This is a genomic window from Corynebacterium ureicelerivorans, assembly GCF_000747315.1.
GTDB lineage: Bacteria > Actinomycetota > Actinomycetes > Mycobacteriales > Mycobacteriaceae > Corynebacterium > Corynebacterium mucifaciens.
Genome location: NZ_CP009215.1, coordinates 2075686 through 2090547, shown reverse-complemented (window position 1 = coordinate 2090547; position 14862 = coordinate 2075686). Strand labels below are relative to the sequence as shown.

General features: G+C 66.5%; 12 protein-coding genes. 10 read left to right on the top strand and 2 right to left on the bottom strand.

The genetic code is table 11. The features are described 5' to 3' along the window. Positions 1-7 precede the first annotated feature (7 nt). Together CUREI_RS10265 and CUREI_RS10260 are read right to left on the bottom strand one after the other, a co-directional pair. Complete coding sequence (locus CUREI_RS10265) at positions 8-1543, bottom strand: SulP family inorganic anion transporter (protein ID WP_038613254.1); 1536 nt, start codon at positions 1541-1543, stop codon at positions 8-10. A gap of 125 nt (positions 1544-1668) precedes the next feature. After that, entirely contained in the window at positions 1669-2358 is a 690-nt protein-coding gene (locus CUREI_RS10260) for a GAP family protein (protein WP_038613252.1), read from the bottom strand. A gap of 73 nt (positions 2359-2431) precedes the next feature. Here CUREI_RS10260 and CUREI_RS10255 point away from each other — a divergent pair, with 73 nt between their 5' ends. The 10 genes from CUREI_RS10255 (at position 2432) to CUREI_RS10210 (ending at position 14829) form a co-directional block, all read left to right on the top strand. Further along, positions 2432-3004 (top strand): TetR/AcrR family transcriptional regulator, encoded by a 573-nt coding sequence (locus CUREI_RS10255; protein ID WP_038613250.1) that lies wholly within the window; start codon positions 2432-2434, stop codon positions 3002-3004. Positions 3005-3092: 88 nt separating this feature from the next. After that, the gene (locus tag CUREI_RS10250) at positions 3093-5042 is read left to right on the top strand and encodes a glycosyltransferase (protein WP_038613249.1); all 1950 of its coding nucleotides are present in this window, start codon (positions 3093-3095) and stop codon (positions 5040-5042) included. Further along, a complete protein-coding gene (locus CUREI_RS10245) occupies positions 5032-5550 on the top strand; it encodes a phosphatase PAP2 family protein (protein ID WP_038613247.1) in 519 nt (172 codons plus the stop codon). Before CUREI_RS10250 ends, CUREI_RS10245 begins: the two co-directional genes overlap by 11 nt. Then, positions 5550-6545, top strand: coding sequence for a decaprenyl-phosphate phosphoribosyltransferase (locus tag CUREI_RS10240; protein WP_038613245.1), 996 nt, complete (start codon positions 5550-5552; stop codon positions 6543-6545). Before CUREI_RS10245 ends, CUREI_RS10240 begins: the two co-directional genes overlap by 1 nt. Before the next feature lie 25 nt (positions 6546-6570). Next, the gene (locus CUREI_RS10235) at positions 6571-8382 is read left to right on the top strand and encodes a hypothetical protein (RefSeq protein WP_038613243.1); all 1812 of its coding nucleotides are present in this window, start codon (positions 6571-6573) and stop codon (positions 8380-8382) included. Positions 8383-8449: 67 nt separating this feature from the next. Beyond that, a complete protein-coding gene (locus CUREI_RS10230; protein WP_038613241.1) occupies positions 8450-9463 on the top strand; it encodes an alpha/beta hydrolase in 1014 nt (337 codons plus the stop codon). Between the two features lie 166 nt (positions 9464-9629). Further along, positions 9630-11561, top strand: coding sequence for an alpha/beta hydrolase-fold protein (locus CUREI_RS10225; RefSeq protein ID WP_038613239.1), 1932 nt, complete (start codon positions 9630-9632; stop codon positions 11559-11561). After that, a complete protein-coding gene (locus CUREI_RS10220; protein WP_038613237.1) occupies positions 11561-12025 on the top strand; it encodes a hypothetical protein in 465 nt (154 codons plus the stop codon). Before CUREI_RS10225 ends, CUREI_RS10220 begins: the two co-directional genes overlap by 1 nt. Before the next feature lie 24 nt (positions 12026-12049). Further along, on the top strand, positions 12050-13000 hold the full coding sequence (locus CUREI_RS10215; RefSeq protein ID WP_038613235.1) for a cutinase family protein: 951 nt from the start codon (positions 12050-12052) through the stop codon (positions 12998-13000). A gap of 11 nt (positions 13001-13011) precedes the next feature. After that, positions 13012-14829, top strand: coding sequence for a FadD32-like long-chain-fatty-acid--AMP ligase (locus CUREI_RS10210; RefSeq protein ID WP_038613233.1), 1818 nt, complete (start codon positions 13012-13014; stop codon positions 14827-14829). Positions 14830-14862: the final 33 nt, after the last annotated feature.

Below are 14862 nucleotides of genomic sequence, written 5' to 3'. Positions count from 1 at the left end.
GGGGGCACTATGAGTTGAGTTTTCCGGATAGTTGGTCGAGCCGGTCTTTGCTTGGCCCCTCAAGGCCAGTGATGGTGACTCGCTTGCCTTTGTCCTCGAATTTCTGGGTGATGGCGTCCAGAGTGGCCACCGTGGATGCGTCCCACACTTCGGCTCCGCTGAGGTCCAGGATGATGTGCTCCGCGGGGTCGGTGTAGTCGAAGGCGTAGACGAGGTCGTTGCTGGAGGCCCAGAAGAGCTGGCCGTGGATGCGGTAGGTGCGGGTGTCCACGAGCCCGTCGTTAGTGGTGTCCTTGGCGGAGACCTGTTCCACCGTTGCGAGGTGGGCGACGCGGCGAGCAAATGTGATCATGGCGGTGAGGACGCCAAGCACTACGCCGATTGCGAGGTTGCTGGTGGCGAGGGTGGCCACCACGGTTACCAGCATGACCACCGTCTCCGACAGCGGCATAAATTTCAAGGTGCGGGGGTGGACCGAACGCCAGTCGATGGTACCCACCGACACCATGATCATGATCGCGACCAGCGCCGCCATGGGAATCATGCCCACCACGTCGCCGAGTACAAGGATCAGTACTAAAAGAAACACGCCAGCCAGCAGTGTGGACAGCCGTGTGCGCGCCCCGGATTCGCGGACGTTGATCATGGTTTGACCGATCATCGCGCAGCCGCCCATTCCCCCGAACAGGCCTGAGGCAATGTTGGCTACACCCTGCCCCCAGGATTCGCGGGTTTTGTCGGAGTGGGTGTCGGTAATGTCGTCGACCAGCTTCGCGGTCATCAGCGACTCCAACAGGCCGACAATAGCCATACCCAGGGAATACGGCGCGATGATCTGCAACGTCTCCAGCGTCAACGGGACGTCCGGCAACAACAGGTGCGGCAGAGAATCCGGCATCTGCCCCATATCCGAAACAGTGGGCACGCTCATCCCCGTCAGCCCCACGACCGCGCTGATCACAAGGATGGTGATCAACGGGGCGGGGACGGCGCCCGAGAGCTTGGGCCATCCGAGCATGATCGCGATGCCCGCGGCGACGAGGACGTAGACGACCTTTGGTACGTCGATAAGATGCTCCAGCTGCGCCGTGAAGATGAGGATGCCCAGGGCGTTGACGAAACCGATCATCACCGAGCGGGGGATGAATCGCTGCAGTTTCGCCACGCCGAGCGCCGCGAGCACGATCTGCAGCACGCCCGCCAGCAGGACGGTTGCGATGAAGTAGTCCAGCCCGTACTCCCGGGCAACGGGAGCGATGACTAGGGCGACAGCGCCTGTGGCGGCTGTGATCATCGCGGGGCGCCCGCCGGTGAACGCGATGGTGATGGCCATGATCACGGAGGCGAACAACCCGAGCGACGGGTCAACCCCGGCGAGGATGGAAAAGGCGATGGCTTCGGGGATGAGCGCCAGCGCAACGGTCAGTCCGGCGAGAACCTCCTTGCGCAGGCGGGTGGGTGACGAAAATGCGTAGCGGAAGGATTCCACAACGCCCGTCGGGGCGAGCGGTTCGCGAGTGGTCTCGGTGTGAGGGGCAGCCATAGGTATACCGTTTTCAATGCGTGAGATGATTTCCCCTCAAGCAGGTGAGGGGCGGAAACCGTAGCTACCGTAACGGCCCCGGGGAGGCGAGCGCCAATGCAGCCGCCGCGCGAAAACGGTCCTCACTACGAGGCGGGGAGGTCGCCGCGGATCGTCGCCACGCTGTTCGCCACCATGTAGATGCCAACGATGGCGGCGATCCAGAGAAGCGTCACTTTTGCCTCGTACCCGAGGCGGGGGATGAGGCGCTCGAGCCGTGGGAAGAACTTCTGGCCGAACAGCAGTGCCAAGGTAGCGAGGGCAACTGTTGGCATGATCATAAGGAGGCAGTAGATGCCCACGGCTCCAGCCTTTGCCACGGATGGGATATCCCAGCTGCCGATGATGCCCATCGCTGCGATGTACGGCAGCATCGTCGCCGCCTCGGTAAGCGATGCGCCGAGGCCCAGGGCGACCATGCTTGGCACACTGCTTGTTGCGCTGGCCGCGCGTGTCGGCAACTGCCCGGGTTCGGGCTTCTTGGGGTTGGGCGCGAAGATGCCGAAGATCGCAAGGGCCGCGCCCAGTATCAACGTGATCCATGGGAAGACGTCGGTCTGCGTGACCCCTTCGGCGACCGAGCCCAGTCCGGCGAACCCGAGGAGGATCCCTAGCCCGAGGAGGAAGTAGACCGCCACAACTGTGACCAGGTACGTAGCCAGCGCTGGCACTCTCACAGCGCGCCAGTGGACGATGAGCGCGAGGGGGATGACAAGGGTGCCCAGGCTCAGGCTGTCAAGCAGCGCCAAGCCAACAACGGGGATGGCTGAACCCACGGGGATCTCCGGATCTCTCGTACGAACGTATTACGTCATACGAACGTACGAGAATCTAGACTGGTGCGCAACCATGAATGACTTTTCCCTGGACCATCAGTTCTCAGAATCGGCCGCGACCGTCGCCGACGCGACCATCCGCATCATCGCGACGCGCGGCCTCGATGCGGTGAGCGTGCGGGAGGTGGCGAAGGAATCCGGGTTCGCCGCCGGCTCGGTGCAGTATCACGCCCCGAATAGAGACACCTTGCTTGCGCACGCGTTCATCCGTTCCATCCAGCGTCAGAGCGAACGGGTAGCGGCAGTTCCTGAACGGGGGGACGAGCTTGAAACCTGGGTGGCGAGGCTTGCCGAGCTCCTCCCGACCGGAGGCGTGCGTTCCGAAGATGCCGCAATCTGGGTCACGTACGGCTCCGCCTCCGCGACCCGGGACTGGATTGCGAAGCTCTATACCGAGGTCCTCGAAGATTTTCAGCGCAGCGTTGTCGTTGCGCTCGGTGGCGAGGAGGATGCTCAACCCAAGGCGCGCTTGGTTACCGCGCTGATCAACGGTCTCACTCTGGACAACCTGCGGGTTCTCGAATCGGAGGCCGACCGCATCGTGGCCGACCTTCGCGAAGGCCTGCGCCTGCTCTTCTCCGGTTAACCCCCACAGAACCGCGAGCCACACCAAGGAAACACCTGCAGAGCGGTTACGCTTGGACTCCGACTGCCCACAATAGAAAGTGAGAGCTGTGGAGACGAGCAAGACCCTGGCCGTGGACACGCTGCAGCGCGTCCTCATGCCCAAGAAGGGCGAGCCGCACGACGTGCGCATGCTGTACCTGATCGAGCAGGAGCAGAACACCCAGCGCCTGCGCTGGTCCGACCGCACGAGCTTCGAGGTCCCGGCGGGCAACGAGGCCAGCTTTGAGACGTACTTCAACGCCTTCCCGGCAAGCTACTGGCGCCGCTGGTCGCAGCTGGACTCGGTAGTGCTGGCCATGGAGGTCGAGGGACGCGCGACCATCTCCGTCTACCGCTCCAAGCACGACGGCGTCCGCGTTGCGGTGGAAAGCCGCGAGGCCACCGGCTACACCGAAATCCCGCTGCGCTTGAGCAACTTCGAGGACGGCGGCTGGCTGTGGTTCGACATCACCGCCGAGGACGACACGCGCATCGCGAACGCCGCGTGGTGCTCCCCGCAGGAACCCAAGGAGCAGGTGCTTGACGACGGCACCGTGGTCCCCCCGCAGCCGAAACAGGTGGCCGTGGGCATCCCCACGTTCAACCGCCCCCGCGACGCGGTCAACGCCTTGCACGCGTTGGCGGAAGACCCGTACGTGGAGGCGTCGATTAGTAATGTGCTCATGCCGGACCAGGGCGACCAGCACCCGACGGACGAGCCGGACTTCGCCGAGGCCGAGAAGCACCTCAACGGGAAATTGCAGATTTTCCGCCAAGGCAACCTGGGTGGCTCTGGCGGCTACTCGCGCATCATGTACGAGGCGCTGAACCGTACGGACGCGCCGTTCATCCTGTACATGGACGACGACATCGCCATCGAGCCGGACTCCATCGTCCGCGCCGTGCAGGCCGCGCGTTACGCCAAGCAGCCGATCCTGGTGGGTGGGCAGATGCTCAACCTGCAGGACCGCTCGCAGCTGCGCACCACCGGCGAGACCGTGGACCCGAACATCTTCATGTTCTCCGGGGCGCGGCACGCGGTGTACGACCACGACTTTGCTAAGTTCCCGCTCGGCTACGTGGGCACGGAGGAAGAGGACCTCAACCCGCACAAGACCACCTCGCGCCCGCTGCACCGGCGCATCGACGTGGACTACAACGGCTGGTGGATGAACCTGTTCCCGCGCGTTGTGGCCGAAAAGATGGGCCTGCCGCTGCCGCTGTTTATCAAGTGGGACGACAACGAGTACGCGCTGCGCGCCAAGGAAGCCGGCTTTCCCACGGTCACGTGGCCGGGCGTGGCCATCTGGCACATGGCCTGGGCGGACAAGGACGACGCGATTGACTGGCAGGCGTACTTCCACATGCGCAACCGCCTCATCGTGGCCAGCATCTACGGGCCCGACGACCCGGAGGCGATGCTCAAGCACATGCGGAAGTCGACCCAGAAGCACTACATGTGCATGGAGTACTCCACCATCGCCATCCAGAACGAAGCGATGCGCGACTTCCTGGCCGGCCCGGATCAGCTCTTCGACATCCTTGAATCCTCGCTGCCCCGGATTCAGGGGATTCGCAAGCAGTACTCCGACGCGCAGGTACTGCCGTCCGCCACCGAGCTGCCCGCGCCCACCGGCGCGCCGGGCGTGCCCACCCACAAGATGGGCGGGCGCCTGGCCAAGGTGAAGAAGCTGCCGTGGGCAGTGAAGGCGCTGCTGCACCTGCGCAAAGACGAGGACCGCTCGCACTGGGAGGCGCCGCAGCTCAACCTCACACCCGACGAGGCGCGCTGGTACACGCTGGCGCGCCTGGACTCGGCGACCGTGTCCACCGCCGGCGGCACCGGCGTGACCTTCCGCAAGCGCGACAAGAAGGCTGCCGACGCGCTGGTGGCCGAGCAGAAGGAACTGCGCGAGCAGATCGCGCAGCGCTGGCCGGAGTTGAAGCGGCAGTACCGCGCCGCGCGCCCGGAGCTTGCCAGCCACGACAACTGGGGGAAGGTGTTCGATGCGCAATAGGGAAACTGACCTGCTCGTCGCCATCCAAGCTGGGTTGTACACCCCGGAAACGGTGAAAGCCGCGCGCGCCCTGAGCCACTTCGGCGAGCACGATTTGGGCTGGCTGGCGGTTGCGACGGCTGGCGCCATCGCAACGAGCGTTGGGGACGTCGACAGGCACAGGCGCTCCAAGTGGATCGCGCTCGGTGCCGGCACGTTTGTGGCGCACGCCGCGACGGTGGTGCTCAAGCGCATCGTGCGCCGCCCGCGCCCGAACGACGCGCGAGTGAACATTGGCGTGAGCACGCCGTCGCAGCTGTCGTTTCCGTCCTCGCACGCCGCGAACACCGCGGCTGCGGCCGCGCACCTGGCAGACATCACCGGCAAGAAGTGGCCGTGGCTGCTCGTGCCGGTGATGATGCTCTCGCGTAACCTGCTCGGCGTGCATTACCCAACGGACACCCTCGCGGGCGCGGCCCTGGGCGCCGCGACGGCAAAGGTGGCCATCGAGGCGGAGAAGAGGATCTAGTGGATCGCACCCAGGAACCCGTGGACGAGCCCCTGATCAAGTCGGAGCCGCACACCTCCGGCGTTGAGCAGGTGATGAAGAAGACGCCGCCGAAGAACCTGCCGGACGCGATGCTCAAGGGCCTGCGGCCCAAGCAGTGGGTAAAAAACGTCCTGGTGCTGGCCGCGCCGCTGGCCGCCGGGGCGGAATCGTTCAACTCCCGGACCGCCGTAGACATCCTGCTCGCGTTTGTGGTGTTCTGCTTCGGCGCGTCCTCGATTTACCTGATCAACGACGCCCGCGACGTCGAATCCGACCGCCTCCACCCCACCAAGCGCTTCCGCCCGATCGCCTCGGGCATGCTGCCGATCAACCTCGCGTACGCGATGGCCGCGGTGCTGATCGCGGCGGCGCTCGGCCTGTCGCTTCTGGCTACCGACGGCGCTTCGCTGGCCTGGGTCATCGGCATCTACATCGCGCTGCAGCTGGGCTACTGCTTCGGCTGGAAGCACATCCCGGTGATCGACATCGCGCTGGTGTCCTCCGGCTTCATGCTGCGCACCATGGCCGGCGGCGTGGCCGCGGGCATTGACCTGTCGCAGTGGTTCCTGCTGGTGGCGGCGTTTGGCTCACTGTTTATGGCGTCTGGCAAGCGCTACGCCGAGCTGCTGCTGGTCAAGGAGACCGGCGCGCAGATCCGGCGTGCGCTGCAGGGCTACACCGAGCCGTACCTGCGGTTCGTGTGGACGCTGTCGGCCACCGCCGTGGTGATGTCGTATGCGCTGTGGGGCTTCCAGCTCTCCAACGCCGTCGAGGGCACCGCGGCGATCTGGTACCAGGTGTCCATGGTGCCGTTTGTCATCGCGATCCTGCGGTACGCCTCCGTGGTGGACGGCGGCCAGGGTGGCGCGCCGGACGAGATCGCGCTGGAGGACCGCGTGCTGCAGTTGCTCGCCGTGGCGTGGATCTTCTGCATTGTCATGGCCGTCTACGTCGTGCCGAACGTGGGTTGGTAGACAGCTACCCACTAACATCGTCGCAATGACCACACACGCCCGCCTCTCCGCGCTCGTCGCAGCCGCAGTTGCGGGCGTGTTCGCATTCTGGGGCGGGTGGGCCCGCCGGTGGATGTCCGACGACGGCCTCATTGTCCTGCGCACGGTGCGTAACCTCCTGGCCGGTAACGGCCCGGTGTTCAACGCCGGCGAGCGCGTCGAGGCCAACACGTCCACGCTGTGGCAGTACCTGATCACAGCGTTCGGCTGGCTCACGGGGGCGCGGCTTGAAGACGTCGCCATGTGGCTCGCCCTGTTGTGCACCGTCGCGGCGGCGGCGCTGGCCACGTACTCCACCGGCCGTTTCTGGGGTGGGGTGGGGCCGGTTATCCCGCTGGGCATCATCATCTACCTCGCGCTGCCGCCCGCGCGCGACTTCGCCACCTCCGGTTTGGAGTGGGGACTGTCGCTGCTGTGGATCGCGGTGTGGTGGGCGGCGCTCGTGGCCTGGGCCCGGCCGCTGCGCCACCGCGCGCCCGAGGTCGGTTACTTCCTCGCGTTCTGGTGCGGCATGTCCTGGCTGGTGCGCCCCGAGCTGGCACTCTACGGCGGCGTGACCGGCATCGTGCTCATCGCCTACAGCCCCCGCAAAACCGCCGGCATCCTCGCCGCCGCGCTGCCCGTCCCAGCCGCCTACCAGCTGTTCCGCATGGGTTACTACGGCCTGATCACCCCGCATACCGCGGTGGCCAAGTCGGCGTCCGACTCCGAGTGGGCGCGCGGTGTGGAGTACTTCGCCGACTTCGTGGGCTACTACTGGCTGTGGTTGCCGGTGCTGGGGGCGGCCGCGTTGGCGGGGTGGCTGCTGCGGGGGACCGGAGGGCGTCGATTAGCAATCGTCTTGCTAGTTGCGGGCTGCGCGTTCGTGCACATCTTGTACGTCTTGCGCGTGGGCGGCGATTTCATGCACGCGCGCATGTGGCTGCTGCCGCTGTTTGCGCTGCTGCTGCCCGCAATGGCGGTGCCGTACAGCCGCGCGGCCGCGGCCGTGGCCACCGCCGTGGTGGTGTGGGCGAGCGTGACCGTCGTGCGCGCGCACCCCATTGATTGGCAGGCGTATGAAAGCGGCGAGAAAGAACTCCGCATCATCGACGAGCGCGAATTCTGGGCGTACGCGGTGGGCCGAGAGCCCGCCAACCCGCCGCGTTACGCGGAGGACTTCCTCGGCTCGAGGCTCATGCAGAACTGGGAGGACGCCTTAGCGGAAGGCCAACGCGCCAGCGCGGCCCAGCTGAACCTCGCCCGCGTAAGCACCGGCCCGGAAACGTACGCCTGGTTCTACCGCGACCGGGAGGCCGCGGAGACCGACCTGCGCAACCTGGCGCTGACCGCCTACCTGATCAACCTCGGCATGACCAGCATGAACGCGCCCCTCGACGTGCGCATTCTGGACACCGTGGGCCTGGCCACGCCGCTGGCCGCGCGGATGCCCCGCGACCCGGACGGGCGCGTGGGGCACGACAAGCAGCTCGACCTCACGTGGCAGGCGGCCGACACCGACACCGACCTGGACAGGCTGCCGCCGTTCATCGACACCGTAAAGGCGAAGCAAGCCCGCGCTGCGCTGCGCAGCCCCGAGATCGCGGAGCTGCTCGCCACCTCGCGCGAGCCGATGAGCAGGGACCGGTTCTGGAAGAACGTGCGCTACTCCGTGGGCCCGGGGCGCACGCTGCAGCTCTCCGATGACCCGGCGGTGTACCTCGACGAAGAGACGCAGCGCGCCATCAGCCGCGGGGAGGACCCAGGGTTGGGCGGCGAACGTATCGCCTGGCCCGTGCAGGTTCGCGCGGAGATGTAACGCCTTGAGATGTTATTCCGATAACGATAACGTCACTTTTGCCTGAAAATTCGTTTCGAGGGGAAGTATGAACTTCAAGAACTCTGTGCGCGGTAAGCTCACCGCGCTTCTCGTGGCCTTGGCCAGCGCCCTTGCGGTGGTGGTCGGCGCGCCACAGGCCTCGGCGGCGAACCGCGACTGGCTGCGCCCCGACTCCACCGGCATGTGCGAGTGGGACCGGGTGGCCTACTGGGTGCAGCGCTGCACCGTGTGGTCCCCCGCGATGAACCGCCACATCACCATGCAGATCCAGCCCGCCAAGAACGGCGGCAACGCGGGTCTGTACATGCTAGACGGCCTGCGCGCGACCGAGATCACCAACGCCTGGGTCAACGACGTCAACGCGGCCCGCACGTTTGTGAACAACAACATCACGCTGGTCATGCCGGTCGGCGGCGAGTCTTCCTTCTACACCGACTGGAACGCTCCCGCCACCTACGACTTCAACAACCCGGTGACCTACAAGTGGGACACCTTCCTGACCAAGGAGCTGCCGCCCTACTTGCAGCGGAACTTCGGTGTCTCGCCCACCAACAACTCCATCCTGGGCCTGTCCATGGGCGGCACCGCCGCGATCAACTTGGCGGCGCAGCACCCGAACCAGTTCCGCCAGGTGCTGTCTTTCTCCGGCTACCTGGCTACCACCATCCCGGGTGGTCAGACCGCACTGCGCGCCGCGCTTCTCGACGGCGGGATGTACAACGTCAACGCCATGTGGGGCGGCACGTTTAACCCCCGGCGTTACGAGAACGACCCGTTCTTGAACATGGGTAACCTCCGCGGCAGGGACGTCTACGTCTCCGCCGGCTCGGCAGTGCCTGGCCCAGCCGACGCGAAGTACAAGCCTGAGCACCAGGCGGCCGGCATCGCGTTGGAGGGGGTTGCAAACGCGACCACCCGCGCATGGTCCGCGAAGGCGAACGCCACCGGCGTGCGCCACACCGCGGTGTTCACCCCGACCGGCCTGCACAACTGGGATCAGTTTGGCTCTCAGCTCGAGGCCACCAAGCCGCGCATTCTAAATGTGATGAACGCCTGGTAAACCCTCGTTTTCCACACCGGCTACCGCTGACTGGTAGCCGGTGTTCGCGTTTTGTGCGGCCTGGGTGTAACGCTGCGCGTGTCGCGCACGACTAAACCTTCAAGTGAAACTTAAGCTTTTGCTCGTTATTCTTGTGACACCAGTAGCCAGACGAGGTAGGAGACTCATGCGAGTAAACCGAACCACCGCCACCCGGATCGCCGCCGCGGTGCTGCCCGCCACACTAGCCGTGACGCTGGTGCCCGCCACGCACGCACAGTCCAGCCTGCCGGGCGGCCTGTCCTCCCGCAGTGGCATCTCCGACGGCCTGCGCCCGCACGATCCGCCACAGCGTACGCCGATCGAGGTGGAGAGCGACCCGCAAATTCCGGGCCTGCCCGCAGGCGTGAGCGTGGACCGCATCGAGTGGATCACCAGCCGCCGCGTCGCCGTCTTCATCAACTCCCCCTCCATGCCACAGGAGCCGATCCAGGTGCAGATCCTCCTGGCGCGCGACTGGCACTCCAACCCGTCCGCGAAGTTCCCCGAGGTGTGGGCGCTTGACGGCCTGCGGGCGCGAGACGACGAAAACGGCTGGACCATTGAGACGAATATCGAGCAGTTCTACGCCGACAAGAACGTCAACGTCATCCTCCCGGTCGGCGGCGAGTCCTCCTTCTACTCCGACTGGCAGCAAGAAAGCAACGGCAAGCACTACATGTGGGAGACGTTCCTGACTAAGGAGCTCATCCCGGTGCTGAACAACGAGTTCCGCTCCAACGGCAGCCGCGCCGTGGTCGGCCTTTCCATGGGCGGGACGGCCGCGATGAACCTGGCTGAGCGCAACCCGAACCTGTTCAAGTTCGTGGGCTCCTTCTCCGGCTACCTGGACACCACCACCGTCGGCATGCCCACCGCGATCAAGGCGGCACAGCTGGACGCGGGCGGCTACAGCGCTGAGGCAATGTGGGGCCCGCTCGGCTCGCAGGACTGGGTCGACCACGACCCGAAGCTGGGCATTGAAAACCTCAAGGACATGACGGTCTACGTCTCCGCAGGCTCCGGCCGCGACGACTTTGGCACCCCCGATTCGGTGGCGAAGGGCAAGGCGAACCCGGCGGGTGTGGGCCTGGAGGTAATCTCGCGCCTGTCCACCCAGACGTTTGTGGACTACGCCTCCCGCACCTCGGTGAAGCCGATCGTGCGCTTCCGCCCGTCCGGCGTGCACTCGTGGGAGTACTGGCAGTTCGAGATGGCGCAGGCGTGGCCTTACATCGCCGAGGCGCTCAACGTGCCGGAGGGAGACCGCGGCTCCAACTGCACCCCCATCGGCGCGATCGCGGAGGCGACGAAGTCCGGGATCATCGGCTCTTGCGTCAACGACGAGTACGATGCCGGCAAAGACACCAAGGGCAAGGCCGAGGACTTCCGCGGCGGCACCGCATACTGGTCCCCGGAGACTGGCGCGCACGCCCTCTACGGCGCGATCTTGGCCAAGTACAACGGGCTCGGCGGGCCTTCCGGTTGGCTGGGCTTCCCGCTCACCGGCGAGACCAAGACCCCGGACGGTGTGGGCCGCTTCGTGCACTTCCAGAACGGCTCGGTGTACTGGACCCCGTCGACCGGCGCGTACGCCATCCCGCGCGACATGTTCGACGCGTGGGGCAAAAACGGCTACGAGCGCGGCGACCTGAAGTACCCGGTGGCAGAGGCCAACCAGGTGGGCGACGGCTACGTGCAGAAGTTCCAGGGCGGCTACCTCACCCGCAACCCCGACGGCAAGCACTTCATCGTCCACGGCGCCATCGGCGAAAAGTACGGGCAGATCGGCACCGCGACCTCGCAGCTCGGGTACCCGACGGGTAACGAAGTCGCGGTCAAGGGCGGGTTCTTCCAGCCGTTCGAACACGGCAACATCTACTGGTCCGCATCCACCGGCGCGCACACCATCCTCACCGGCGCGATCTTCGACGAGTGGGGCAAGCGTGGCTGGGAGCAGGGCGAGCTGGGCTGGCCGGTGTCGGACATGACGGAGATCCCCGCGGGCGGTCAAACCATCGACTTCCAGCGCGGCACCATCGAGCAGGTTAACGGCCGCGTCAACGTGAGGACACGGTAATGCGCAAGATTGCAGGCTGCTTAGCGACGATCACAAGCGCCGCCGCCCTCGCCGGCTGCGGCGGCGCCACCGTGGACTCCGACGACGTGACCGAGACCGCTACTGCGACGTCCACGTCGGAGACCACCGAGACGGCGTCGTCGTCGACGGTGGTTGAGCGGAGCTCGTCGGCAGGCGGCGGCGCCTCAGACCAGCCCGCGCGCGAGGTGACCGAGGTGCCGCAGCAGGCGAGCGCCTTCACCCCCGCAGAGGAGGCCTACCTGGCCGGACTCAGGGAAAACGGAGTCAACATCGACGGGGTTGAAGATCAGCTCACAGCAACCGGGGCTACGGTATGCGAGGATGACCTGATCACCCGCGACGCGGTGGCAGGACAACTTGTGGAGCAGCGCCGCACCGACATGGACGCGGCGGGCGTGGCGACGCTCATCGACGACACCGCGCGCGCCAACCTCTGCTCCTAGCAGTACAGAAGGGAGCCGCGGGCAATGCGCTCGTCTCGCAACATCATCGTCATCGCTGCCGCCATCGTGGTGCTGGCCCTGATCGGCTTGGGCGTCTACCAGTGGCGCACCGGGGACGGGGGAGCGCTGCCCTCGGCGCAGCGGCCCGACGAGGCCTCGGCGTCCTCGGAGCCGGACGCGCCCGCGGAGCCGGACTGGTGCCCGGCGGTGGAGGTCGCCTCCGTGCCGGGGACGTGGGAGTCCGCGGCGGACGACGACCCGTTTAACCCGCAAGCTAACCCGGCGAGCTTCATGCTCTCCATCACCACACCGCTGCAGCAGATGTACGACATCGACGAGGTGCGCGTGTTCACGGTGCCGTACACCGCGCAGTTCCGGAACATCCAGACTTCCCGCGGGCGCGCCGAGATGACGTACGACGACTCGCGCGCCGAGGGCACCGCAAAGCTGTCGGGGGAGCTGCGCTTCGTGGCGGAGACGTGCCCGTCGACGAAGTTTGTCATCGCCGGGTTCTCCCAGGGCGCGGTGATCGTCGGCGATGTCGCGTCCCGGATTGGCAACAACGCCGGCCCCATCGACCCGGAGCGGCTGCTTGGCGCGGTGATGATCGCGGACGGACGGCGCGAAAACGGCGTGGGCGTGAACCCGGGGGCGGACGTCACCGGCGTGGGCGCCGAGATTGCGATGCAGCCCCTGCAGCGGGTGGTCAGCGCGGCGACGCCGGGGGCCACCATGACCGGTCCGCGCCCCGGCGGGTTCGGCGTGGTGGCAGACCGGGCGATTGAGATCTGTGCCCCGGACGACGCCGTATGCGACGCGCCGCAGGGCGTGGGCAACGCCATCGGGCGGGCGCGCGACCTGGTTGCGGCCAACGGCAACCATGCCATGTACGCCACTAACCCGGCTGTGATTCCGGGGACCACGGTGCCGGAGTGGACGGTAGCGTGGATCCGGGACCAGATAGAACGTAGCTAAGGAGCATGGGTATGGATTTGCAGCAGCTCATCGCGCAGTTTTTCGACGACAACGGCAACATCGCGCTACCGAAGCACTTCACCCTCCCGCGCCTGAGCGAGACGATTTACCAGGCCCACCTGGCCGCGGGCGGCGGCGACGCGGTGAATATCCGCGACTGGGACTTCACCGACGACTCCGACGGCGTGGCCCGTGAGTTCACCCGCACCGAAGTTAACACCCGCATCAAGGCCGTGGCGGCCCGCCTGAGCCAGATCGGGCAGCCGGGGGAGCGCGTGGCCATCATGGCGCCGAACTCCGCGGAGTACCTCTTCGCGTTCATGGGCGCGCTGTACGCCGGCCTCGTGCCGGTGCCGCTGTACGACCCGAACGAGCCTGGCCACGAGGCGCACCTGCGCGCCGTGCTTGCCGACGCGAACGCGCGCCTGGTGGTGACCAACTCCACCGGCGCGCCCGCCGTGCGCGCCTTCTTCGCCGACCTGCCCGCCCGGGAGCGTCCCCGCATCTTGGCCGTGGACTCCCTGCCGGACACCATGGCCGCCGCGTGGGAGCCCGTCGCGCCGGCGGATGGCGAGGACACGGCGGGTGCCATCTGCTTCTTGCAGTACACCTCCGGTTCCACCCGTAACCCGGCTGGTGTGATGATCACCAACGAGGCCCTTGTCACCGACGTGCTGCAGATCAACGAGGCGCTGCGCTTCGAGACGCCGATGCGCATCCCCACGTGGCTGCCGCAGCACCACGACATGGGCATCATCGTCGCCGTGCTGGGCGTGGTGCTCGGCCAGGTCCTCGACATCTTCGGCCCGCGCGACTTTTTGCAGAATCCGAAGCGCTGGGTGGACCTGCTCTCGCGGCGTGACGACGACCCTTCGGACGTCCACATCTACTCCTGCATCCCCAACTTCGCGCTCGACCTAGCAGCCCGCTACGCGGCACCGGAGCACCCGGAGGAGTACGACTTCTCCGCGGTGGACAGCATCATGGTCGGCTCCGAGCCCGTGACCAGGCCGGGTGTCGAAGCGTTTGTCGGCGCGTTCGGCGAGTCGGGCCTGGACCGCACGGTGCTGCACCCCTCCTACGGCCTGGCGGAGACCACCCTCTTGGTGTCCACGGACCGCACAGAGGAGCGTCCGAAGTTCGTGGAGTTCGACCGCGCGGCGCTGGCTGAGGGCAAGGCCGTGCCGGCAGAGGGCGGGGTGCCCGTGGCGTCGAACGGCCAGCCGGCGAAGTGGCTGCACCTCGCCATCGTGGACACGGAGACCAACAGCGAGCTGCCGGAGGGCGAGATCGGCGAGATCTGGGTGCACGGCAACAACGTCGCAGCCGGCTACCTGGACCGCCCGGACGAGACTGCGGCGACGTTCCGCAACACCATCGGCGCAACCCTGCAGGACGGCTTGCCGGAGGACAACTGGTGCGCCACCGGCGACCTGGGCACTGTGCTGGACGGCCACCTCTACATCACCGGCCGCGTGAAGGACCTGGTCGTCGTGGCGGGCCGAAACCACTACCCGCAGGACATCGAAGCCACCACGATGGAGGCCACCGACCACGTGCGCAAGGACTCCGTCGCCGCCTTCGCACTGCCGGGCGACGACGTGGAGCGCCTGATCATCCTCGCCGAGCGCGCCGACGGCGCAACCGAAGAAGGAGACGCCGCGGCCGAGGATGCCATCCGCTCCGCCGTGACCAACAACCACGGCATTTCCCCCGAGGTCGTGGAGTTCCGCGCACCGGGTGGCATCGCCCGTTCCACGTCCGGAAAGATCGCCCGCCGCGTCAACGCGAAGCAGTTCACCGAGCGCGAACACGCTGCGACGCAGTAACGGATCGGCCGGGCTGGCCGATAGTCTGGACTG

Bases quoted from the DNA above. Each gene is read 5' to 3' on its own strand.
- CUREI_RS10210 (WP_038613233.1), top strand. From the start codon at position 13,012: ATGGATTTGCAGCAGCTCATCGCGCAGTTTTTCGACGACAACGGCAAC.
- CUREI_RS10255 (WP_038613250.1), top strand. From the start codon at position 2,432: ATGAATGACTTTTCCCTGGACCATCAGTTCTCAGAATCGGCCGCGACC.
- CUREI_RS10265 (WP_038613254.1), bottom strand. From the start codon at position 1,543: ATGGCTGCCCCTCACACCGAGACCACTCGCGAACCGCTCGCCCCGACG.
- CUREI_RS10235 (WP_038613243.1), top strand. From the start codon at position 6,571: ATGACCACACACGCCCGCCTCTCCGCGCTCGTCGCAGCCGCAGTTGCG.
- CUREI_RS10220 (WP_038613237.1), top strand. From the start codon at position 11,561: ATGCGCAAGATTGCAGGCTGCTTAGCGACGATCACAAGCGCCGCCGCC.
- CUREI_RS10215 (WP_038613235.1), top strand. From the start codon at position 12,050: ATGCGCTCGTCTCGCAACATCATCGTCATCGCTGCCGCCATCGTGGTG.
- CUREI_RS10230 (WP_038613241.1), top strand. From the start codon at position 8,450: ATGAACTTCAAGAACTCTGTGCGCGGTAAGCTCACCGCGCTTCTCGTG.
- CUREI_RS10245 (WP_038613247.1), top strand. From the start codon at position 5,032: ATGCGCAATAGGGAAACTGACCTGCTCGTCGCCATCCAAGCTGGGTTG.
- CUREI_RS10225 (WP_038613239.1), top strand. From the start codon at position 9,630: ATGCGAGTAAACCGAACCACCGCCACCCGGATCGCCGCCGCGGTGCTG.